Source organism: Pseudomonas sp. fls2-241-R2A-110, assembly GCF_030209165.1.
GTDB lineage: Bacteria > Pseudomonadota > Gammaproteobacteria > Pseudomonadales > Pseudomonadaceae > Aquipseudomonas.
In genome coordinates this window covers 196,380-218,702 of the sequence record NZ_JARVSN010000023.1, presented here as the reverse complement: position 1 = coordinate 218,702, position 22,323 = coordinate 196,380, and the positions used below count along the sequence as shown (strand labels likewise).

General features: G+C 60.2%; 20 protein-coding genes and 2 pseudogenes. 7 read left to right on the top strand and 15 right to left on the bottom strand.

From position 1 onward, the window contains the following. Positions 1-213: 213 nt before the first annotated feature. The 4 genes and pseudogenes from QRN31_RS31670 to QRN31_RS19725 form a co-directional block, all read right to left on the bottom strand. Positions 214-1,077 (bottom strand): methyl-accepting chemotaxis protein, encoded by an 864-nt coding sequence (locus tag QRN31_RS31670; RefSeq protein ID WP_502942514.1) that lies wholly within the window; start codon positions 1,075-1,077, stop codon positions 214-216. Further along, positions 1,075-1,272 (bottom strand): annotated as a pseudogene (locus QRN31_RS31665) (HAMP domain-containing protein); the annotation flags it as partial. The pseudogene QRN31_RS31665 and the gene QRN31_RS31670, both read right to left, overlap by 3 nt. Before the next feature lie 1,023 nt (positions 1,273-2,295). Further along, positions 2,296-3,678, bottom strand: coding sequence for an aminotransferase-like domain-containing protein (locus tag QRN31_RS19730; RefSeq protein ID WP_285433928.1), 1,383 nt, complete (start codon positions 3,676-3,678; stop codon positions 2,296-2,298). 184 nt (positions 3,679-3,862) lie between these two features. Further along, the gene (locus tag QRN31_RS19725) at positions 3,863-4,624 is read right to left on the bottom strand and encodes an SDR family oxidoreductase (protein ID WP_090186852.1); all 762 of its coding nucleotides are present in this window, start codon (positions 4,622-4,624) and stop codon (positions 3,863-3,865) included. Positions 4,625-4,859: 235 nt separating this feature from the next. On the opposite strand from QRN31_RS19725, the gene QRN31_RS19720 reads away from it, so the two are divergent. Next, positions 4,860-5,864, top strand: coding sequence for an NADP-dependent oxidoreductase (locus tag QRN31_RS19720; RefSeq protein WP_285433925.1), 1,005 nt, complete (start codon positions 4,860-4,862; stop codon positions 5,862-5,864). Positions 5,865-5,997: 133 nt separating this feature from the next. Here the strand turns inward: QRN31_RS19720 and pyrF are convergent, their stop codons facing one another. Further along, positions 5,998-6,696, bottom strand: coding sequence for an orotidine-5'-phosphate decarboxylase (gene pyrF, locus QRN31_RS19715; RefSeq protein WP_285433923.1), 699 nt, complete (start codon positions 6,694-6,696; stop codon positions 5,998-6,000). A 293-nt stretch (positions 6,697-6,989) separates the two neighbouring features. On the opposite strand from pyrF, the gene QRN31_RS19710 reads away from it, so the two are divergent. The 3 genes from QRN31_RS19710 (at position 6,990) to xopAW (ending at position 9,795) form a co-directional block, all read left to right on the top strand. After that, positions 6,990-7,748 (top strand): response regulator, encoded by a 759-nt coding sequence (locus QRN31_RS19710; protein ID WP_090186861.1) that lies wholly within the window; start codon positions 6,990-6,992, stop codon positions 7,746-7,748. Beyond that, positions 7,748-8,797, top strand: coding sequence for a sensor histidine kinase (locus QRN31_RS19705; RefSeq protein ID WP_285433922.1), 1,050 nt, complete (start codon positions 7,748-7,750; stop codon positions 8,795-8,797). Before QRN31_RS19710 ends, QRN31_RS19705 begins: the two co-directional genes overlap by 1 nt. A 149-nt stretch (positions 8,798-8,946) precedes the next feature. Next, a complete protein-coding gene (xopAW, locus tag QRN31_RS19700; RefSeq protein ID WP_285433920.1) occupies positions 8,947-9,795 on the top strand; it encodes an EF-hand domain-containing protein in 849 nt (282 codons plus the stop codon). A 109-nt stretch (positions 9,796-9,904) separates the two neighbouring features. On the opposite strand, the gene QRN31_RS19695 is transcribed toward xopAW, so the two are convergent. The 10 genes from QRN31_RS19695 to QRN31_RS19650 all read right to left on the bottom strand — a co-directional run bounded on the left by QRN31_RS19695 (position 9,905) and on the right by QRN31_RS19650 (position 18,585). Continuing rightward, positions 9,905-10,960: an AI-2E family transporter gene (locus QRN31_RS19695; RefSeq protein ID WP_222588023.1), complete on the bottom strand. Its 1,056-nt coding sequence runs from the start codon at positions 10,958-10,960 to the stop codon at positions 9,905-9,907. Between the two features lie 68 nt (positions 10,961-11,028). Further along, positions 11,029-11,835, bottom strand: a complete 807-nt coding sequence (locus tag QRN31_RS19690; RefSeq protein ID WP_285433918.1) for a DUF4892 domain-containing protein — start codon at positions 11,833-11,835, stop codon at positions 11,029-11,031. Positions 11,836-11,843: 8 nt separating this feature from the next. Beyond that, the gene (locus QRN31_RS19685) at positions 11,844-12,503 is read right to left on the bottom strand and encodes a glutathione S-transferase family protein (RefSeq protein WP_285433916.1); all 660 of its coding nucleotides are present in this window, start codon (positions 12,501-12,503) and stop codon (positions 11,844-11,846) included. A 50-nt stretch (positions 12,504-12,553) separates the two neighbouring features. After that, positions 12,554-13,408, bottom strand: a complete 855-nt coding sequence (locus QRN31_RS19680; RefSeq protein ID WP_285433915.1) for an alpha/beta hydrolase — start codon at positions 13,406-13,408, stop codon at positions 12,554-12,556. Further along, on the bottom strand, positions 13,405-14,211 hold the full coding sequence (locus tag QRN31_RS19675) for an alpha/beta fold hydrolase (RefSeq protein ID WP_090186881.1): 807 nt from the start codon (positions 14,209-14,211) through the stop codon (positions 13,405-13,407). The genes QRN31_RS19680 and QRN31_RS19675 overlap by 4 nt, the downstream gene beginning before the upstream one ends. A 168-nt stretch (positions 14,212-14,379) precedes the next feature. Then, positions 14,380-14,823 (bottom strand): hotdog fold thioesterase, encoded by a 444-nt coding sequence (locus QRN31_RS19670; protein ID WP_090186884.1) that lies wholly within the window; start codon positions 14,821-14,823, stop codon positions 14,380-14,382. Positions 14,824-14,856: 33 nt separating this feature from the next. Then, the gene (locus QRN31_RS19665) at positions 14,857-16,524 is read right to left on the bottom strand and encodes an AMP-binding protein (protein WP_285433914.1); all 1,668 of its coding nucleotides are present in this window, start codon (positions 16,522-16,524) and stop codon (positions 14,857-14,859) included. Between the two features lie 203 nt (positions 16,525-16,727). Continuing rightward, complete coding sequence (gene sixA / locus QRN31_RS19660) at positions 16,728-17,183, bottom strand: phosphohistidine phosphatase SixA (protein ID WP_285433912.1); 456 nt, start codon at positions 17,181-17,183, stop codon at positions 16,728-16,730. Next, positions 17,180-17,527 carry a DUF4389 domain-containing protein gene (locus QRN31_RS19655; protein WP_285433910.1) on the bottom strand — a complete coding sequence of 116 codons (348 nt, stop codon included), beginning with the start codon at positions 17,525-17,527 and terminating at the stop codon, positions 17,180-17,182. The genes sixA and QRN31_RS19655 overlap by 4 nt, the downstream gene beginning before the upstream one ends. A 32-nt stretch (positions 17,528-17,559) precedes the next feature. Continuing rightward, complete coding sequence (locus QRN31_RS19650) at positions 17,560-18,585, bottom strand: NAD(P)H-dependent glycerol-3-phosphate dehydrogenase (RefSeq protein ID WP_285433908.1); 1,026 nt, start codon at positions 18,583-18,585, stop codon at positions 17,560-17,562. Between the two features lie 249 nt (positions 18,586-18,834). On the opposite strand from QRN31_RS19650, the pseudogene QRN31_RS19645 reads away from it, so the two are divergent. From QRN31_RS19645 to QRN31_RS19635, 3 genes and pseudogenes are all read left to right on the top strand, one after another. Next, positions 18,835-19,221 (top strand): annotated as a pseudogene (locus QRN31_RS19645) (TonB-dependent receptor domain-containing protein); the annotation flags it as partial. A 48-nt stretch (positions 19,222-19,269) separates the two neighbouring features. Beyond that, positions 19,270-20,202 (top strand): ABC transporter substrate-binding protein, encoded by a 933-nt coding sequence (locus QRN31_RS19640; RefSeq protein ID WP_285433907.1) that lies wholly within the window; start codon positions 19,270-19,272, stop codon positions 20,200-20,202. Next, positions 20,199-22,100, top strand: coding sequence for an ATP-binding protein (locus tag QRN31_RS19635; protein WP_285433905.1), 1,902 nt, complete (start codon positions 20,199-20,201; stop codon positions 22,098-22,100). The genes QRN31_RS19640 and QRN31_RS19635 overlap by 4 nt, the downstream gene beginning before the upstream one ends. The last annotated feature ends 223 nt before the right edge of the window (positions 22,101-22,323 follow it).

Genomic DNA, 22,323 nt, shown 5'->3' with positions numbered 1-22,323 from the left:
GATGCCCCCAGATGAATGCCGGAGCGAAGGAACACCGAGCCCCAGCGAGGGGCCGGACGCCGGGGCAAAGCGTTTTGGTTCCTTTTGGGCGTTTGCAAAAGGGACTCGCCGTCAGGGCGAAACCCTAAGCCGCCGCTACCGCAGCAACGGATATGTACCCAGTCAACCCAAAACATGGTCGGCCCAAAGGCCGCCACTACACCGCGCAAACGGTCAGAGCCGAAAGTGCCCGACCATCCCCTTCAACTCAATCCCCAACTGCGCCAGCTCAATACTCGACGCCGCATTCCCCTGCATCGCCAACGAAGACTGATCGGCACTCGCCCGAATACTCGTCACACTGCGATTAATCTCCTCAGCCACCGAACTCTGCTCCTCGGCTGCCGCAGCAATCTGCTGGTTCATCTGCTGAATCAACGACACCGCCGCCGCAATACTCCCCAACGCACTCTCAGTCTGCAACGCGTCACTCACAGCCAGCTTCACCAACTCACCACTGTTCTGAATCTGCTGCACCGACGACTGCGCCGCCGAACGCAAGGCACTCACCAGACGCTCGATTTCCTCGGTCGATTGCTGAGTCCGCTTGGCCAGTGCCCGAACCTCATCAGCCACCACCGCAAACCCCCTGCCCTGCTCACCGGCCCGTGCCGCCTCGATAGCCGCATTGAGCGCCAACAGATTGGTTTGCTCGGCAACACTTTTGATCACACTGAGCACCGTACCGATGTTCTGAATTTCCGCACTCAAGCTTTCGATACTTGAACTGGCCGACGTCGCCGAATCCGCCAACTGCTCGATCCGCGCCATGCTCTGACGCACCACCTGCTGGCCGCTTTCAACCTTGCCATCCGCCGTCTGCGCCGCTTGCGCAGCTTCCTCGGCATTACGCGCAACGTCGTGAACCGTCGCCGTCATCTGATTCATCGCCGTGGCAACCTGCTCGGTTTCCTCCTTCTGGCTACTGACCTCAAGGTTGGTCTGCTCGGTCACCGCCGACAGCGATTGTGCCGAGCTCGCCAACTGCTCGATGCCGGCCTGCAAGCCACTGACAATCGTGCTCAGGCCCGCCCCCATCTGTTGCATCGCCTGCATCAACTGGCCGATCTCGTCACGACGAGTCACTTCAACCGTTGCACTCAAGTCGCCGGCGGCGATCTGCTGAGCGACGCGGATCACACTGCGCAGCGGCGCCACGATCAAACGGGTAATTACCCATGCCGCAATCAACCCCACCAGCAACGCCAGTGCCGAAGACCCGATGATCAGCATTGAATTCTTTTTCAGTTCGGTCTGCATCGACTGGTCTTCAGCGACATAGGCCTGATCCACCCGCTCCATCACCTGCGCGGCGCGCTGGTGCAACTGTTCGTAGACAGTTTTTTCCTGGGCCAACAGACCGGTGTACTCAGCCAGTTTTTCGGTGAAACCGCCGATATGGCCGGACACTTCATTGAGGACTGTCAGATAGCCCTCATCCTTGACCGTGCTTTTCAGCTGCTCGGCCTGAGCCAGCGCCTGATCGGCCTGCTCGATCTTGCCCTGGCCGGCGCTGTCATCACCCTTGCGGCTCTGGTCCAGGCGCACGCGCGCTTCATTCATGGCCTGTAGCATCAACCGTGACACCTGGCTGACCTGACTGGCCTGCTCGATAAACTGCCCGCCGTCCTTGCCCTCGGACTGTTTCAAGGTATAGGCACCGTCATCGGCCAGCCCGGACTGCAGCACATCTAGGTTATTGGCCACGCTGGACACCGACCAACTGGCCATTTCCAGCGCCAGGTCCTTGGCCTGGCTCAGCGAGACGAACTCATCAAACGCCTTGCGATAAGCACCCAGAGACTGCTCGACGTCGTTCATCACCGGCACATTGGCGGCCGTTTGAGCCTTGAGCTGATTCGCCAGGGCGATCAGGGCGTCGACGCCTTGGCGCAGCGCATCAGCAGTTTTCGGGTTGCCGTGCAAGGCGTACTCCTGCTCCAGCAGTCGCACCTTGAGCAAGCCGCTGTTGAGCGACGACATCTGCTTGAGCCCATCGAAACGTTGACTGATGGTTTGCAGGGACCATACGCCGATGGCTGCCACCAGTGCTGTCAGCAAGAGCACCAATACAAACCCGACACCCATTTTTTTCGCCATACCGAGGTTGGCAAAACGTCCTTGCACGGCCGAAATCATTGCGCTTAGTCCCCTGACATAGTCTGTTGTCGCAGATTCGCAATGGGCATACGCCAACACAAGTCTCTGGCGTCGGAATAATGGCAAAAAGCTACGCCCACGTCGTTTTCAGAACGTTTAAGGTCGATTAAGAGCTGTGGCCTGAAAAAATGCCCGGGCACGAGGATCACAGGCATACGCCACGTTGATACGTTGCCAGTCGCCAGCTTCGCCGCCAGGGTTGAATGCGCTGGGAGAAGACAGCAACACACCAAAACGCCGGGCTAGCGTAAGCACCTGAGCATAGTCGGACATCCGTGATCGCGCCCAGATGAACAAGCCTGCGTCGGGCTTGCCGAAGACCTCCCATTCGGCGTCCTCGAGCACTTGCAGGGCGGCCTGCCTGTCAGTGGTCAAACGCAGGCGCTGGCGTTGAACCAGTTTGCGATAGGCGCCGCTGGCCAATAGACAGGCCAGCACCGATTCGCCGAACCTTGAGGCCCCCATGCTGCTGATCATCTTGACCTCGGCCAGCTTCGAAATAACTCCGGCACCGGCTACGACAAAGCCGAGCCGCAATGAACTGCTGAGGGTTTTGGAATAGCTGCCGACGTAAATCACGTGGTCATCGATACCCAGCGCGGCGAGGCGAGTGCCGGGGCCACTGTGCAAGTCCGCGTAGACGTCATCTTCGATCACCAGCACGCCATGGGTTTTGGTCAGTTGCGCAATCTGCTGCGCCACCACGGGTGTCAGGCTGCTGGCCGTAGGGTTTTGGCAGAAGCTGTTGATGAACAGCGCACGGGGCCTGTACGTCGCCAACAGCGTTTGAAGCACCTGTACATCTGGCCCGAACGGGGTTCGCGGCACCTCGATCATCTGCACACCGTGCAGCCTGAGCAGATCGAACAACAGCGAATAACCCGGACGTTCCACCACCACGCAATCGCCGGGATTGAGCAAGGTCCGCACGATCAGGTCGAGGCCATGACTGGCTCCTGCGGTGGTCAGGATGCGGTTCTCGTCGACTTCAATGCTGAGCAGTTCGAGGCGTTTGCGAATCTGCTGGCGCAAGGCCGGCAACCCCAGGGAGGTGCTGTAGCTGAACAATCCGGCCATGTCGGTACGGCTGACCTGACGAATCGCGTAGCTAAGGTCGTCCGATTCCCGCCAGCTTTCGGGCAACCCGCCGCAACCCAGTTTGAGTTCGCCCGCAACGCCGCCGTGCTGAAAGTCTGCGCCCTCGAACCACCGGCAATCCTGTTGTTCCTGAGTGACTGGCGCTGGAATGGCAACAATGAAACCGGCGCGATGACGCGATGCCAGAAACCCTTCAGCCACCAGGCGCTCGCAAGCTTCGACGACGCAAGACTGACTGAGCAGATTGACCCTCGCGATGTGCCGTGCCGAAGGCAGACGCGCTCCCGGCAGCAGCTCGTTATGACGCACCCAGCCGGCCAACGCGTCGACGATTTGCTGTACGACCGGCACCAATGCCTGTCGATCAATTCTCAATTCCATGAGCAAGCAAACTCCTGTCCATTTGCGGGAAACAGTTAATCACAGGTGTGCCGGATCGGCAGTGCGACAACGCCGCCAAAACCCTCGATTCTAACCATTTGAAACACTTTGCCAGGCCTTTTCCCGCGACCATGAAAAAGCCCGCATGGATGCGGGCTTTTTCCTACTCGGCAAATCCAGGTATTTAGAACGCCGTGACGCCACCATCCACCGCCAGCGAGTGACCGGTGGTGAATGCCGCGCCGTCGCTGCACAGGTAGAGCACGGCGCTGGCGATTTCCTCAACCTTGCCAATGCGCCCGACCGGGTGCATCGCATTGGCAAACTCGCCCTTCTTCGGGTCCGCTTCGTAGGCTCGGCGGAACATGTCGGTGTCGATCACCGCCGGGCAGACCGCATTCACCCGAATCTTTTTCTTGGCGTACTCGATGGCCGCAGACTTGGTCAGGCCGATCACCGCATGTTTCGATGCCGCATAAATGCTCATCTTCGGCGCAGCCCCGAGACCGGCTACCGAAGCGGTGTTGACGATCGCACCGCCGCCTTGGGCCAGCAGCAAGGGCAACTGGTACTTCATGCACAACCAGACGCCTTTGACGTTGACGCCCATGATCGCGTCGAACTCGTCGAGGGTGCCGTCGGCCAATTTACCTTTCTCGATCTCGATGCCCGCGTTGTTGAAGGCATAGTCCAGGCGGCCGTAAGTCTTCACCACTTCGTCCATCAGATGTTTTACTTCGCTTTCTACCGTGACATTGCAGCGCACGAAGGTCGCTTCGCCGCCCGCCGTACGAATCAACGCTACGGTGCCTTCGCCTCCGGCCGTGTCGAGGTCGGCCACCACCACTTTCAACCCTTCAGCGGCGAATGCCTGGGCGGTCGCGCGGCCAATACCATTGGCAGCGCCTGTCACTACAGCGACCTGGCCGGAAAACGTCATGCTCATTGTTATGTCCTCTGGAAGAAGAATGCGGGGCATCGCGTGTTCCCAGTCTAGGCACAGCGCTTTCGGCACGGCAGCACTATCAGAGGCCCGGTTGGGTGACCATGAGTTGCAGTGATAGAAGTGCCGCAACGACTATCACTGCACTGGATTGATGTGCATTCGCCGCGTCAGCCCAACTTGCGGCTTCGATCATGAAGGTCTATCAACAAGGCTTCATTCATCTTGAGTGCCTGTCATGACTACCCAGACCAATCGCCAATTCCTGCTCGCCAAACGACCGGTGGGCGCGGCGACCCGCGAGACCTTTACCTATCAGCAAGTACCGGTCGGCGAACCGGCCGCGGGTCAGATCCTGGTCAAAAACGAATACCTGTCCCTGGACCCGGCCATGCGTGGCTGGATGAACGAAGGCAAATCCTACATTCCACCGGTCGGTATCGGTGAAGTCATGCGCGCATTGGGCGTAGGCAAAGTCGTTGCCTCGAACAATCCCGGCTTTGCGGTCGGGGACTACGTCAACGGCGCCTTGGGTGTGCAGGATTATTTCCTCGGCGAGCCACGGGGCTTCTACAAGGTTGATCCTAAACTGGCACCACTGCCGCGTTACCTGTCCGCCCTGGGCATGACCGGCATGACCGCGTATTTCGCCCTGCTCGATGTCGGCGCCCCCAAAGAAGGTGACACCGTGGTGCTGTCCGGCGCGGCCGGTGCAGTGGGCAGCATTGCCGGGCAGATTGCCAAGATCAAAGGCTGTCGCGTGATCGGCATCGCGGGCGGCGCGGACAAGTGCAAGTTCCTGATCGACGAACTGGGATTCGACGGCGCCATCGACTACAAAAACGAAGACGTCCACGCCGGACTCAAGCGTGAATGCCCGAAAGGCGTCGACGTGTACTTCGATAACGTTGGCGGCGATATTCTCGACGCCGTGCTGAGCCGCATCAACTTGAAGGCACGGGTAGTGATTTGCGGTGCCATCAGCCAGTACAACAACAAGGAAGCGATCAAGGGCCCGGCCAACTACCTGGCGCTATTGGTCAATCGCGCGCGGATGGAAGGTTTTGTGGTGATGGACTATGCCGCCCAGTTTGCCGCCGCCGGACAGGAAATGGCCGGCTGGATGGCCAAGGGGCAGCTCAAGAGCAAGGAAGATATCGTTGAAGGCCTGGAGACATTCCCGGAGACGCTGATGAAATTGTTCAGCGGCGAGAATTTCGGGAAGTTGGTGTTGAAGGTTTAACCCGCTATCTTCCAACAGCAACAATCCCCTGTGGGAGCGAGCTTGCTCGCGATGGCGGTGTATCAGCCAATATTGATATCGGCTGAGATTCCCTCATCGCGAGCAAGCTCGCTCCCACAGGTTTTAGCGGTGTCTAGGCGATTTCAGCCACAACGTCTGCCAACGCCTTGGCCGGATCGGCCGCCTGGCTGATCGGACGGCCGATAACCAGATAATCGGAACCGGCATCCAGCGCCTGACGCGGCGTCAGAATACGGCGCTGATCGTCCTGCGCACTGCCCGCCGGGCGAATCCCCGGGGTCACCAGTTGCAGCGACGGGTGAGCCGATTTCAAGGCCAGGGCTTCCAGGGCCGAGCACACCAGACCGTCCATTCCGGCTTTTTCTGCCAGTGCCGCCAGGCGCAGCACTTGCTCCTGCGGTTCGATATCCAGACCGATACCCGCCAGGTCCTCACGCTCCATGCTGGTCAGCACGGTCACGCCGATCAACAGCGGCTTGGGGCCGGTGCGCTGGTCGAGCACTTCACGGCAGGCCGCCATCATGCGCAGACCGCCGGAGCAGTGCACATTGACCATCCACACGCCCATTTCCGCAGCCGCCTTCACGGCCATGGCGGTGGTGTTCGGAATGTCGTGGAACTTGAGGTCCAGAAACACTTCGAAGCCCTTGTCACGCAAGGTGCCGACGATTTCCGAGGCGCAGCTGGTGAACAGTTCCTTGCCGACTTTTACCCGGCACAGTTTCGGGTCCAACTGGTCGGCCAGCTTCAGTGCGGCGTCACGGGTGGGGAAATCCAGGGCGACGATGATAGGAGTCTGGCAGGCGGACATGTGCGGGCTCTCAGGCAGGACGAAATCGGCGCGTATTGTAGCGGAACCAGCGCCGCTGCGGGACCCGATGATCGGTAAATCGTCCCGAAGACTCAGGCAAGACTAGCTGCTGCGCCGATTGTGTCGAGCCTGATACACACCCGACACGCCCACAATACCCTTCATCATTACCTTCGGCAGCCGCAACACGTCCTTACAGCACTTCCCGCCTCCGGGCCGGACGCCTATGCTGAAGCCACAACCTCGCAGCCTATCTTTGTGGTTGGCAGCCTACCTGGCAGATGAACGCACGCATGCACAGCACCCCAGCACCTTTGAACGACGATCAAAAAGCGCCCGGCGACGACAAGCGCTGGAGCATTCGCGCCCTGATCGTCGACGATGACGTCCCGATCCGCGAGTTGATGATCGACTATCTCGCACGGTTCAACATTCACGCCAGCGGCGTCACCGATGGGGCAGCGATGCGCCTGGCACTGCAAGCCGAGCATTTCGACGTGGTGGTGCTCGACCTGATGCTGCCTGGCGAAGACGGATTATCGTTGTGCCGCTGGCTGCGCGCCGAATCGGACATTCCGATCCTGATGCTGACCGCGCGCTGCGAACCCACCGACCGGATCATCGGCCTGGAGCTGGGTGCCGACGACTACATGGCCAAGCCGTTCGAACCACGTGAACTGGTCGCGCGGATTCAGACCATTCTGCGTCGGGTGCGCGACGATCGCACTGAACAGCGTGCGAACATTCGCTTCGACAACTGGCGCCTGAACAGCGTGCTGCGCCAACTGATCGCGGCCGATGGCCTTGTCGTGCCGCTGTCCAACGCCGAATTCCGCCTGCTGTGGGTGTTCATCGAACGCCCGCGCCGGGTGCTCAGCCGCGAGCAACTGCTCGATGCCGCACGCGGTCGCTCGATCGAAGCCTTTGATCGCAGCATCGACTTGCTGGTCTCGCGCTTGCGCCAGAAGCTGGGCGATGACCCCAAAGCCCCACAGTTGATCAAAACCGTTCGCGGCGAAGGTTACCTGTTCGATGCAAGAGACATCGGCTGATGCGGGCGCGCTTCGATACGCTGTTCGGCCGTCTGTTTGGCGTGCTGCTGCTGGCGATCATCCTGGCGCACCTGTTGGCGTTTGCCTGGTTTCACCATTACGGCCCGCCGCCGCCCCCACCGCCGCCCGAGTTTTCCGAAGGCGTCGAGGGGCCGCGTCCACCGATGGCCCCGCGCTTCGAAAACCGGCCACCGCGACCGTGGTTCGGCGGTCCCTTGGTGCCGCTGACCTTCCAGTGTGTCTCGTTGATCATTGCCGCTTGGTACGGCGCCAAGTTGCTCAGCCGGCCTATCCAGCGTTTAAGCGATGCCGCCGAACGCCTGAGTGAAAACCTCGACAGCACGCCGCTGGAGGAGTCCGGGCCACGGGAAGCCCGGCAAGCGGCCTACACCTTCAACTTGATGCAAAAACGCATTATCGAACAAGTGCAGCAGCGCTCGCGGATGCTCGGTGCGGTGTCCCATGACCTTCGCACGCCGCTGTCTCGCCTCAAGCTGCGGCTGGAGCAAATCGACGACGACAAGTTGCAGGGCCAGATGCGTCAGGACCTCGATGACATGATCGGCATGCTCGATGCCACTCTCACTTATCTGCACGAGCAGCGCACGAGTGAGGCTCGGCAGTGGATGGATGTTCAAGCGCTGGTGGAATCCTTGAGCGAGAACGCCCAGGACCAGGGTGCCGACGTCCAGGCCAGCGGCCACTGCGCACCGTTGCAAGTGCAGCCAATGGCCTTGCGCTCGTGCATCAATAATCTGTTGGACAACGCCTTGCGCTATGCCGGGCAGGCGCTGATCACACTTGAAGACAATCGCGACCTTCTGGTGATCCGGGTCATCGATCACGGCCCGGGAATTGCGGCGGATAAACGTGAAGCGGTGTTCGAACCGTTCTTTCGCCTTGAGGGATCGCGTAACCGCAACTCTGGTGGCGTCGGCCTGGGCATGACCATCGCACGCGAAGCAGCGGAACGGCTGAGTGGGCAATTGAGCCTGGAAGAAACCCCCGGCGGTGGCCTGACCGCCGTCATCCACCTGCCTCGCACCTGAACCAAACATACATCCCCTTTGGGAGCGGGGTTTAACCTGAGATTTGCGTGTTGCGAACGGTACAAATCCCACATACCCACGACAACTTGCCCCTTGAGGCTGCATAAGCCGGTGTGCGCACCGGTTTTCCATTCCAGGGAGTGAGTCCAATGATCGGTAGCGTCAGCAACTACACCGCCTATACCAGCACCAGCAGCACCACAACCAATAACGCCCGCAGCCAGCAATTCCAGAAAGACCTGTTTGCCAAGCTCGACAGCAACAGCGACGGGGCGGTGGATCAGGACGAATTGAAAAGCGCCCTGTCGCAAAAAGCCGATGATGGCCTGTTGGTCAGCCTGAGCAAAAACTTTTCCGACCTCGACAGTGACAGCAGCGGCAACCTGAGCAGCGAAGAAATGGCCGCAATGGCTCCGCCGCCGCCACCGCAGCATGACCAGCCACCGAGCACCGAACTGGCCGACGCATTGATCAGCGCCCTGGATGCCAACGGTGACGGCACCCTCAGCAGCGATGAACTGAGCAACGGCCTGAGCAACGCCGGTAGCAGTGCCGACAGCAAAGAGATCTTCTCGGCCCTGGACAAGAACAAAGATGGCACCGTCAGCAAGGATGAACTGGCCGCCAGCCTGACGCCGCCTCCACCGGCCCAACAGGTGTCCAGCGACGCACTGTTCAGCCAGCTCGATGCCGACAGCGATGGCAGCGTGACCGCCACTGAACTGAGCAGCGCGTTGCAGGCGAGCAACAGCACGTCATCGACCAGCACCGACACCAGCGCTGCATTACTCAAAGCGCTGGACAGTGACAGCAGCGGTGGCGTCAGTAGCGATGAGCTCAAAGCGGCGCTGCAAGCAGGCCGCGAAAAAACCAGCGACAGTTCCACCGATCAGTTCAACGTCAATGAAGCGCTGAACAAGATGATCGCCAACCTGAGCAAGCAGTATTCGCTCGATAATGTGGCGAGTGTGGGCAAGTACCTGAACGTGTCGACCTGAGCCAAAAGCACCGCGGGCAAGCCCGCTCCCACAGGTCTGCGGATGAAACCGCGCAATACTGTGGGAGCTGGCTTGCCCGCGATGAAGCCCTAAGCCTCAACAAAAAACCTCAAGGCCGGCGATCTTCTACCCGCGCCTGACTCTTGCTCCAGTCAGTCAATAGGCTGTACGCCACCGCCAGCAGCGTCGGCCCGATGAACAACCCGATAAACCCGAACGCAATCAATCCGCCGAACACGCCCAACAGCACGATCACCAGCGGCAAATTTCCTCCCCGGCTGATCAGGTACGGCTTCAGCACGTTGTCGACACCGCTGATGATGAATGTCCCCCAAATCCCGAGGAACACCGCCATTCCGTATTCGCCCTTCCAGGCCAGCCACGCGGTGGCCGGAATCCAGACCAGAGGTGGCCCCATCGGAATCAGGCTCAGCAAGAACGTCACGATGCCTAGCACCAGCGCACCGGGTACACCGGCAATCAGGAACCCGATCAACGCGAGCACCGCCTGCGCCGCCGCTGTCCCTATCACCCCATTCACCACCCGCTGCACCGTCCCCGCCACCAACTCGATGTAATAACCGGCGCGATCCCCGATCAGCCGTTCCAGCAAGCCATGAACAAATACCGCCAACCTCGGCCCGTCCCGGTAGAAAAAGAACACGAAGACAATGCTCAGCGTCAGCTCAAGAATCCCGCCACCTATCTGGGCACTGCGCGCCAGCAACCAGTTGCCGACCTGCCCCAGATAAGGTTTGACGGCCACCATCGCCGCCGCGCCCTGCTGGTCAATGCTGTTCCAGATCACCACCAGCCGTGCGCCAACCAGGGGAACGCTGCCCAGCCAGACGGGGGCTTCAGGCAGACCATCGACCTGTACATCCTTGATGAATGCCGTGGCGTCGCGCACATGGTCTGCCAGGTTGAAGCCCAGCCATACCAGCGGCACCGCCACCAGCAACATCCAGCCGAGGGTCAGCAGTGCCGCCGCCAGGGACTCACGACCGTTGAGCCAGCGGGTCAGCAACCGCATCAACGGCCAACTGGCAAACGCCAGCACCGCGCCCCAGAACAGCGCCGACCAGAACGGCGCCATCACCCAGAAGCTCGCGCCAAACAGCACCAGGAGCAGAATCTGCACCAACAGCCGATCGTTATTGGGCATGTAAAGTCTCGAGAAAAGTCAGTCAAACAAAAGTAGGCGAACGCGAAGTGCGCGTTCGCCTGTGAAGCTTATCGCAACAGTTCGATGTGCAGGCCAGAGCCTTCGGCGCTACCGGTTTCCATCCGTGCCGCACGCACGCCCTGCCCGATCAGCGCCTGACGCCAGGCTTCGGCCTTGGCCCCTGAAACACTGATGCGCAACGTGGTGTCCAGGTTCAACCCACGGGAAATCAAACGCAACCAGGTCTCATCCGGATCGGTGCTCAGCTTGGGAAAATCGAGCTCACCCGTGCTTTTGAGCTGTCGCAGCAAAGTCGCCGAGGTCGGCTGCAAATCACCCAGCGGGGCTGCGGCGTCGAATTGTTCGACATGCAGATACGCTTTGCGATTGCCGCGCGTGATGCCGTAAAGCGCGACGAGCGTATTGTCCTTTGGCGCGGCCAGTCGCAGCAGCAAGTACGCCTGCTGGTCGTCGGCCCCATAGAGTTTGGCGTTGGTGAACACTTCATTGGCCCACAGGCTGCTTTCGCCGCAATCGCGCGCCTGGCACCAGAACAGCAGCTCGGCGCCCTGTTTTTGCAAGGCTTCGCGGGCGGCAGTAAAGGCTTCCGTGGAGGTGTGTTCCGCCGGCAGCTCGTAGGTCACCGACGTAGTTTGCCCCCGGGCGCTGACCTGGCCGTCGAAACGCAACTGACCGCTGATCTTGCGGATCGAGCCCAGCGGATAGATCCGCTCGAGTTCCACCGCCGGGCGATAGTCGACGATCTGCGCATCGGCCAGACGCGGCACGATCGGCAAGTCCTGACTGCCCGGGACGTCGGCGGCAAACAACAAGGGACTGAAACAACACAGCGCCAGCACACTGAATGAACGCATGTATAGACTCATCGGATCAGCATGGCCTGGGCACCCTTGATGATACTGGCGTCATCCGTACGCTCCGGCACCAGCAAACCACGCTGCACCGCCGGACGCGCCTCCAGGGTCGCCATCCAGCGTTGCAAGGCCGTCAGGCCGTCCACCGAGACACCGGACCATTCATGGCCGCGGACCCACGGGAAGGTTGCGATGTCGGCAATGCTGTACTCGCCGGCCAGAAACTCGACGGTTTGCAGACGCGTGTCGAGCACTTCATAGAGGCGACGGGTTTCATGTTGATATCGATTGATGGCGCCCTGGAGCTTTTCCGGAAAATAGCGGAAAAACACATTGGCCTGGCCCTGCATCGGACCGATTCCGCCCATCTGGAACATCAGCCACTGCAACACCACCGAGCGCCCTTTTGGGTCCTGGGGCATCAGCTTGCCGCTGATTTCTGCGAGGTAAATCAGGATGGCGCCGGATTCGAACACGGCGAAATCGCCGTTGGCGCGGTCGACAATCGCCGGAATCCGGCCATTGGGATTGATCTTGAGGAAGTCCTCGGACTTCTGTTCCTTTTTGTCGAAACTCAAGGCATGCACCGTGTAGGGCAGGCCGAGTTCCTCGAGCACGATAGAGACCTTGTGGCCATTCGGGGTCGCAGCGGTGTAGAGATCTATCATGGTTGTCTCCCATTTCAACCCGCCCAGCCTCGACAGTTGCCCGGCGCAAGTCAAGGAACGGCGAAGAACCGATTGAAACAGTCTGCGACAAGGTCGGCGCCGGGTTCATCATTGAGGTGCAAATGATGGCCGCCAGGCAGCTGTTCACGGCTAAAGGGTAGACGCTCCAGCAACTCGGGATGTTTGGCGAGCATGCCATCGGCTGCAACCACCAACAGTGCAGGACAACTGACCCGCTGGACGAAGGCCATGGCTTGTTCGGTCGTCAGACGCAGCGGCGATGGCAGCGTGAGGCGATTGTCGGTGCGCCAGGTGTAACCGCCCGGCACGGGCATCAGTCCACGCTGGGCCAACAGTTCGGCCGCTTCGCGACTGACCGCCACCAGGCCTTTCATGCGTGCCTCGATGGCACGGTCCAGCATGGTGTAGACCGGTTTGCGCTTCTCCTGGAGATCGAGTTGCGCCTGCAGGGCCATGCCCATGCGTTCGGCGGCATTTTCGGCTTTGTCTGTAGGAGGAATGACTCCGTCGATCAACGCCAGGTGCGTAACGCGCTCCGGCATTGACCCGGCGATGATCAACGAAGCGATCGCGCCCATGGAATGCCCTATCAAGGCAAATCGCTTCAGTCCAAGCTGTTCGGCGACTTGCAGCACGTCATGGGCGTAGTCCCACATCGCGTAACCGGCGCCGGGCGGTCGATGCCCGGAATGACCGTGGCCGGCCATGTCCAGCGCGATGATGCGCAGGCCTTTGAGCTTCGGTGCCAACCGGGCGAAGCTGTTGGCGTTGTCCAGCCAGCCGTGCAAGGCAATCACCGGCAAACCGTCTTCGGGGCCGAACAGGTGCGCCGCCAGTTCGATGTGCGGCAGGCTCAGGCGAACTTCTTCGACGACATGGTTCATGCGCAATCCTGCTGACGACGACCTTCCCAGCGGCTGAACAGGTTTTTCAGCAGCGTGGCGGTGTCCTGTGGACGTTCGAGGGGAAACATGTGGCCACCGGGCATCGTCAAGGACTCACCCAACGGCATGCGGCCGACGGAGCTTGCGTGATGGCGCATCACCACGCGGCTCTTGTGCCCGCGAACCACCGCCAGCGGCACTTTCAACTGCCGGGCCCGGCCGGGACTGGTGTGCGGCACGCCGCGGTAGATGCTGATTTCCGTGGCCGGGTCGAAGCGCAGACGCAGCTTGTCGCCCACCTTTTGCAAACCGTGTTGCAGATAAGCGTCGAAGCATTCGGGATCAAAGCCGCGGAACAGGGTTTTGCCGGCGAAATAGAGTCGCGCCGCTTCCAGGTCAGCGAACTCTTCCCGCCGCCCCAGCGTACGGCCAGCGGGCGTCAGGCGATCGATAAAACCGAAGCGCTTGGCGGCGCGAATCACCCATTGATCGGCGCGGGTCAGCACCGGCGAATCGAGCATCACCACACCGCGGTACAACTCTGGGCAACGCAGCGCGGCGTGCAGGTGCAGCACGCCACCAAAGGAATGGCCGACGCCCCACACCGGCTCCGGTTGTTGCTTGAGGTGATGGATCAGTTCGTCCACCAGGTTGTGCCAGTTATCGTCCGCCGGGAAACGCGGGTCGTGGGCGTGCTGTTCCAGATGCGTCACCTGGTACTCGGGCGCCAGCGCCGCGAACAACTTGCCGTAGGTCCCCGAAGGAAAGCCATTGGCGTGGGCGAAAAAGATCTGTTGCGACATACCGGTCGATCCATCAACGAAAACAAAGGCTGATTGTCCGTAAGACGGAGAGCTGCGGCAATGACTGTAAGTGACATGAATGATGACAGTCCGGTCAACAGGATTGGCGATGCAGCTCCCGGTCCCCGTCGGACGCAACCTGCGACGGCGGCTACAGGGAATCATTGTTCAACGCGCGGGCGGATTCTCACCCAACGGCACCACCGCCATGGTCAGCCGGGACACACAACTGGCCTTGCCTTCATCGCTGGTCAGGCGAATATCCCAGACATGCGTCGTGCGCCCAATGTGAATCGCCTTGGCCACCGCGGTCACTCGCCCACTGCGCAGGCCGCGCAAATGGTTGGCGTTGATTTCCAGGCCCACGCAATAAAACTTGCTCGCATCGATGCACAGGTAGCTGGCCATCGAACCGACCGATTCGGCCAGCACCACCGACGCCCCACCGTGCAGCAACCCGTAAGGCTGGTGAGTGCGGTGGTCGATGACCATGCTGGCGGTCAGGGACTCTTCGTCGAAGGCTTCGAAGCGAATATCCAGCACTTCGCCGATGGTGTTTTTCTGGATTGCGTTCAACTGCTCGATGTTGGGAGTAGTACGCCACAGACTCATCGTTGCTTTCCTTTATTGGATTTTGTTCGTGGCTCAATCCTGCCACAGCACCACCTCGCTACGCTCGCTCCATTCTTCGAAGCGCGCGCCGTAAGCTGCCTCGATCACGTTGCGCTTGATCTTCAGCGTCGGCGTCAGAAAGCCGTTTTCCACCGCCCAACTGTCCTTGACCACCACCAACCGGCGCAGGCGTTCGTGCTTGTCGAGCATAGCGTTGACCTCCTCCAGCAGTTTTTCCAGGCTTGAATGCAGCCCCGCACGCGCCGTTCCATTGGCGTCCTGCTGGCCGACCGCCGACAGCACGCACAACCCCAGCGGCGCACTCAAGCCATCACCAACCACGCACACCTGTTCAATCCGCGAATGCACCGCCAGACGGTTTTCGATCGGCGCCGGAGCAACGTATTTGCCTTTGCTGGTCTTGAAGATTTCCTTCAGCCGCCCGGTCAGGCGCAGGTTGCCCTCGGCGTCTTGCTCGCCCTTGTCGCCGGTGCGCAGGAAGCCATCCTCGGTGATGGTTTCAGCGGTTTTCTCAGGTTCCTTGAAATAGCCAAGCATGGTCGCGCCACTGCGCACCATGACTTCGCCTGATTCGGCAATCCGCACTTCGACCTCCGGGCAGGGTTTGCCGATCCAGCCGGGTTTGTTCTCGCCAGGGCGGCAGATATGGGAATACCCGCAGCTCTCGGTCATGCCGTAGACCTCCAGCACATCCAGCCCCAGTTTGCGGTACCACAGCAACAAGGTCTGCGGCACGGGCGCGGCACCGGACAGGGCGATGCGCAATTCATCCAGCCCCAACCCGGCCAGTACTTTGTGCCCTACCCGCTTGCCGATGAAGGGCAGGCCGAGCAGAAAGTCGAGGCGTTTCGCCGGGATCTTGCTGTACACGCCCATCTGGAACTTGGTCCAGATGCGCGGCACACCGAACAACGCGGTCGGACGCGCGCGCTGCAAATCAGTGAGGAAGGTGTCGAGGCTCTCGGCAAAGAAAACGGTTTGGCCGGTGTAGATCGACGCCAGTTCGACGAACATGCGCTCCGCGACGTGGCATAGCGGCAGGTAGGACAACAAACGGTCTGATTCATTAAGGCCAAACAACTGGGTGCCATGCGTGGTGGCGAACCCCAGGTTGCCGAAACTGTGCATCACCCCCTTGGGCAACCCGGTGGTGCCTGAGGTGTAGATGATGGTTGCCAACTGATCGGCCGCCGGTTTGGGGTCGTCCTGGATCGGCGAGCTTTTTTGCAGATCGTCCCAGCTGAAATCGAAGCGCCCGGGCGGGTGCAACGGCAGGCTGATCGTCGGCAGATCAGGGCTGACACCGCGAGACATACTCGGCCAGTCATCGAGCTTGCCGATGAACGCCAGCGCCGCTTCGGAGTGATCGAGCACTTGCGCCACGGACTCGGCAGTGAGGTTCGGATACAGCGGCACCGAAACGTGGCCGGCCATCCAGATCGCCAGGTCGGCGATAATCCAGTGGGCGCAGTTTTTCGAGATCAGGGCAATGTGGCTGCCTTGGGGCAGTTCGCGGGCTCGCAGCCAGTGCGCAGCGCAGCGGGCCTGATGGCCGACGTCGGCCCAGGTCAGGGTCTCGACGTGTCCGCCGCCCGTGGGTTGGACCAGAAAACGCTGGCGGGGATGACGGGCTTCACGCTCGTAAAAGACGTCCAGCGGCAAACGAACAGCAGCAGGCATGCGACTCGCTCCTTTTTTGTTCTGGAGCAAGCGTAGTCAACCAAGCAAGTGCTTGGTTAACTATTTCACTAGAAAATCAGCAAGATCGCCGACCCTGTGGGAGCGTGCTTGCCCGCAAAGGCATCGACCCGGTCTTTCTGGAAGACCGTGGTGCCTGCATCGCGGGCAAGCCCGCTCCCATAGGGATACGGTTTTTGAAGTGACTAGGGGTGCTTGATGCCGTTGAGCTTCATTGATCCAATCACCAGTTCATTGCTCTCAAGCTCGGCCAGTCCGGCAGTACTGACCTTTTCCGGCGGATATCCAGCGCCATGTTGCAGATAGCTGAGCAAGTTACCCACCAGCGGATTGTGGCTGACCAACAGGACGTTACTCACTGACACCAACTGCTCGGCCACCTTGTCCGGGTCGATTTCCGGGGTGAGCCACTCGACAGTGCGGATCTCCGGTTCGAAACCCAGTGCTTCTCGCACCAGTTGAGCGGTTTCCTGCGCTCTGCGATACGGGCTGGCATAGATCGCGGTCAGCGGCTCGCCCATTAACTCGGCAGCGCTGCGCAGCACTTCTTGACGACCATTGTCCGTCAATGCCCGCTCCGAATCGTGGTTCTTGGAACCGTGTGGCTCGGCTTCACCATGACGCAATACCCAGAGTTTCATAGCTTGGGCTCCTCATCTCGGGCCGGATGTGGCGCAGGCGCCACGACGTGCGGCGCTTCACCTTCCGGGGTACGCGGCGTCGGCCAGTCGGCGAACGGCCAGGGTTTCTGGTCGCTGTGAAAGCTGCCGAAACGACCGATCTGCGCCAGGAACTGGCTCAGGCTGTCGCCGAAGTTCATCAGGCTGGCGCTCGGGGCGCCATAAATCAAACGATAGATCAATTGGACCAGCACCACGGCCCCGAGGATGAACTGGGCCACTTGCCAGACCAGCACAAAGACGATCATCCATAAAACCCGCAGCAGAATGGACTCGTATTTGGCCTCTGTTTTCGGATCGTTCATGTGCAACTCCCTGCTTTTTCTGGAAAGCGTAATCAGTTGAAACCGCTGGTGGAAATGAAGTCGACATCAGTTTTCGGTTCGCCACGCATCAATAGCCCAATCACCTGATCAAGCGTGCGCCCTTCGAACAGGATCGCGTGCAATCCGGCGACCAGCGGCATGTAGACGCCGACTTCCTGAGCCTTGGCCTTGAGCACTTTCAGCGTATTCACCCCTTCAGCCACTTCGCCCAGGCGGGTCACCGCCTCCTCAAGGCTCAAGCCCTGACCGAGGGCAAATCCGACCTGATAGTTACGGCTTTTGGGGGATGAGCAGGTCACGATCAAGTCACCGACACCGGCGAGCCCCAGGAACGTCATCGGGTTGGCGCCCTGATTGACCGCAAAACGGGTCATTTCCGCCAGTGCGCGGGTGATCAGCATGCTCTTGGTGTTCTCTCCCATGCCCAGCGCCACCGCCATGCCGGCGATGATCGCGTAGACATTTTTCAACGCCCCGCCCAACTCCACGCCAAAACGGTCCGCACTGGCATAGACACGAAAGGTGCGGCCGTGCAGCGCTTCCTGGACCCGCTGGCACAGTTCTTCGTCTTCGCTGGCCACCACAGTGGCGGTCAGCGCGTGCTCGGCGATTTCACGGGCAAGGTTCGGCCCGGACAACACGCCGATGCGCGCTTGCGGTGCGATCTCTTCGAGAATCTCGCTCATCAGTTTGAAGGTGTGGGCTTCGATGCCTTTGGTCAGGCTCACCAGCAATTTGCCGCTCAAAAGCTCGGCATGCGGGGCCAGCACCGAGCGCAGCGCGCTGGACGGCAGCGCGACAAAGCACAGGTCGCAGGCTTGCAGGGTTGCCTGCAAGTCGGTCACCGGCTCCACGGCCGGCAGAATCTTGATGCCTTTGAGGTAACGCGGGTTCTCGCGATTGACCCGAATGGACTCGGCCTGTTCAGGGTCACGCATCCACTGCCGGACCTGATGCCCGTTCTCGGCCAGTAGATTGGCCACGGCGGTACCAAAACTTCCGCCTCCCAAGACCGCAATTGGGCGCTGTTCAGTCATATGTAATCCGTTAATCCATACCAGTGGCAATGTCGGCATTATACGGAGCAGCCCAGTGGCGGCCAGTCCCCGCATCAATTACCGGTATTTGTAGGAAGAAGACCAACAAACACGAGGAAAATGCCTTCATCGTGACTGGAAAAGTAGTAGAGCTCGGTTAACATGCGGGCCAACTAATCGCTATCAGGGATGTTTCGTGTCGTTTGGCACTCCTTCACCTCGCTCGCCGCTGGTCCTGGCACTGATTTTCAGCTCGCCAGCGCTGCCCGACGACTTGTTCCTCGACAAGACCAGAGCACCCGGGAGTCGCGCTACGACCTTGAATTGCAGGACACTCTCAGCCTGTCCGACAGCCTGCGACGGGTCAGCGGCATGAACTATCGTTACGACCGGGCAGAATCCGAGACCTACTTTAACGGCACGCCCGACGACACCACCTGGCGGACATTCGGCCAACTCGAGTGCCGTGCCACCGAACACTGGTTGCTGCAGGGCGAAGCAATGTTCGAAGACACGCAATTGACTGGCAGCTCGCTGCCCCCACGGGTTGCCGTCAACTATCTGATCAACCCGCGCCACGGCTTGCGCGCCGTGTATTCGCAAGCCGTCCGCTCGCCGGACATGCTCGAGAACAACTACGACGAACGCCGGGTGCTTTACTTCAGCGCGGAGCTGACGTTTTAAATGCCGCATCGCCTGCCACGCAAGTCGCCAGGCCTTGGCCGTCTGCTGGCAGGGTTGTGCCTGCTTCTGGCCGGCCTGCTTGGCTGCCTGCCAACCCAGGCTGCCGACATTCTGCTGACCGGCACCGAAGACAGCCCCGGCGTGCAATCCTTCGTCCACGCACTGAGCGAACTTCGCCCCGCCGACACCGTGCGTTTCCAGACCTTGGCGAGTCTTCCGGTCCCCGGCAAACTGCCCGCTGGCACCCGGCTGATCCTGCTCGATCTGCCGAGTCTAGACTGGCGCCTGCAAGACGCCCTGGGCCCGGCAACGCTGGTCCTGCGCATCAGCCGCTTGCAGGCTCACCAACGCTTTGGCACTCACCTGCCGCCGCACTTGAGCCTGCTCTGGAGTGATCCGCCACTGGATCGGCAATTGCGCCTGATCCAGCTCATCCTGCCTCAGGCCCACCGGGTCGGCGTGCTGTACGACAGTCACAGTGAATTCCTTTTGCAAGAACTGCATCAGGCCGCCCAGCCTTTGGGACTTGAACTGGTCAGCGAGCGCTGGGATAACACCAGCGACAGCCGCCCCTTGCAGACCTTGCTGAAAAACAGCGACGTGCTGCTGGGGCTCGACGACCCCGATGTGTACAACCCAAAAACCGCGAAAAACCTGCTGCTGAGCAGCTATACGCGGCAACTGGCGCTGATCGGACCCAACGCCGCCTTTGTCAAGGCCGGCAGCCTGGCCAGCACCTATAGCGATCAAAATGACTGGCTGGCGGTGCTTAACGAACTACTCGACCGTCCACCCCGCAGTTGGCCAAGCGTGCTCTATCCGCAACACTTCAAAGTCTTAAGCAACCCGCAGGTGGCTCGTTCATTAGGTATTGAGCCGATGAATGATGCGTCTGTCGCCACCCAGTTGGCTGAAGGAGAAAGCCGTCCATGACCTTCCGTCGCCGTTGGGACATCAACACCCGCACCCAGATGATCAGCCTTGGCCCTGCCCTGTTGCTGACGCTGCTGCTGATCAGCTTCTTCACCTTCGTGCGCCTTCAGGACCTGCGTCAGGAACTCAATCACACCGGACAACTGATCGCCAATCAGCTGGCACCGGCCACGGAATACGGGGTGATTTCAGGCAACAACGACGTCCTCGAAAGCTTGCTCAAGGCGACGCTGGCCACGCCAAACGTGCGCTTTCTAGAGGTTCAGGACAGCGCCAACCGGATTCTGGTGTATGTCGAGCAACCGTCGGAAACCCACTCGCGTTCGCACCAGGTCGAAGTGTTCCAGGCACCGGTACGGTTGCAACGGATTGCCCTGAACAATGATTTCTTCCAGGGCAGCAAAGTGGCCAACACAGCATCGCCCGAGGACTATCTGGGCCGGGTGATTGTCGGCTTGTCCAACGATGCCTTCAGCCAGCGCCAGCAGGAAATCCTGTTCAAGGCCGGGATCCTTGCCTTGTTCGCCCTGCTGTTTACCTTTCTGTTAGCCCGACGCCTGGCCGGCAGCTTGTCACAGCCGATTCGCGACATCGGCCACGCCGTGAAAGCGATCCAGCAAGGCGACTACAAGACGCCGCTCCCGATCGTCGACGACACCGAACTGGGCGCGCTGTCACAACACATCAATAACCTTGCCCACGGCCTCGAACAAGCCAGCCGCGAACAGCACCAGGCCATGGCACAGCTGATCCAGACGCGTGAAGAAGCGGAAAAAGCCAACAACGCCAAGTCCGACTTCCTCGCGATGATGAGCCACGAACTGCGCACCCCGATGAACGGCGTGCTTGGCATGCTGCAACTGCTGGAAACCACCGACATGACCGAGGAGCAGGTGGAATATGCGGCGCTGGCTTCGGAGTCCACCGAACACTTGCTCAAAGTGATCAATGACATTCTCGACTTCTCGCGCATCGAGCGCTCGGAACTTGAGCTTGAACACATTCCGTTCAACCTCGCGGACCTGATCGCCAGCTGCGCCCAGTCGTTCTCGCACAGCGCGGCGCAACGCGGGCTCGACCTGGCATTGACGATCCCCGAGGACATGCGTGCGTTGCAGGTCCAGGGCGATCCCACACGAATCAGGCAGATTCTGGTCAACCTGATGGGCAATGCGCTGAAATTCACCGAGCACGGCCGCGTCAGCATCGAGCCGCAGTGGCAATCGCTGGACCATGAATTGCTGTGGTTTACCTGCACCGTGCGCGACAGCGGGATTGGCATCTCGTCCGAAAGACTGGAATTGATGTTCGACGCGTTCCAGCAAGCCGACAGTTCTATTTCAAGGCGTTACGGCGGCACCGGGCTGGGACTGCCGATTGCCCGTACCCTGGCCGAACGCATGGGCGGCACCTTGCGTGCGCAGAGCGAAGAAAGCGTAGGGTCGGTGTTCACCCTGGAAATTCCGCTGGCTCTTTATAAGCAGTCGTTGCCGGAACGGTTGCCGCGGCCCCTGACCGGAGACGGACATGGCGAGGGGCGCAATGTGCTGCTGGTGGAAGACAATCCGGTCAACCAGACTGTCATCGAAGCAATGTTGCGCAGCCTGGGCTTTACTGTCAGCGTCGCCACTGATGGCGCAAAAGCGGTGCGCAGTGCCGAAAGCCTGATTTTCGAAGCGATTCTGATGGACTGCCGGCTACCGATCATTGATGGCTATGAAGCCACTCGCCAGATCCGCCAATTGCCGGGCTGTGCGGACATGCCGATCATCGCCCTGACCGCCAATGCCTTGCAGGGCGACCGGGAAGCATGTTTATCGGCAGGAATGAACGATTACCTGGCCAAGCCGTTCAAACGCACGGATCTGCAGCAAATTCTGCAGCGCTGGGTGCAGTAGTGCAGGCCTTTCGACCATCTGCGACTGGCGTGAAAGGCGAAAGTGCGGCAGTCTTAGGCACCCGAACAAGCCCGAAAAGGGGCTTGAATAATAATTTCAGTGCACAAGTGTACATTCATGTCCTTGGTGCTGTGACTTTCACCACAACGCAATAGTCTATGAGTAGGCTGCTGACTCGAGGCATGAACGCCTCGATCGGCCGGGAAGATTTGCCCCACCCTGC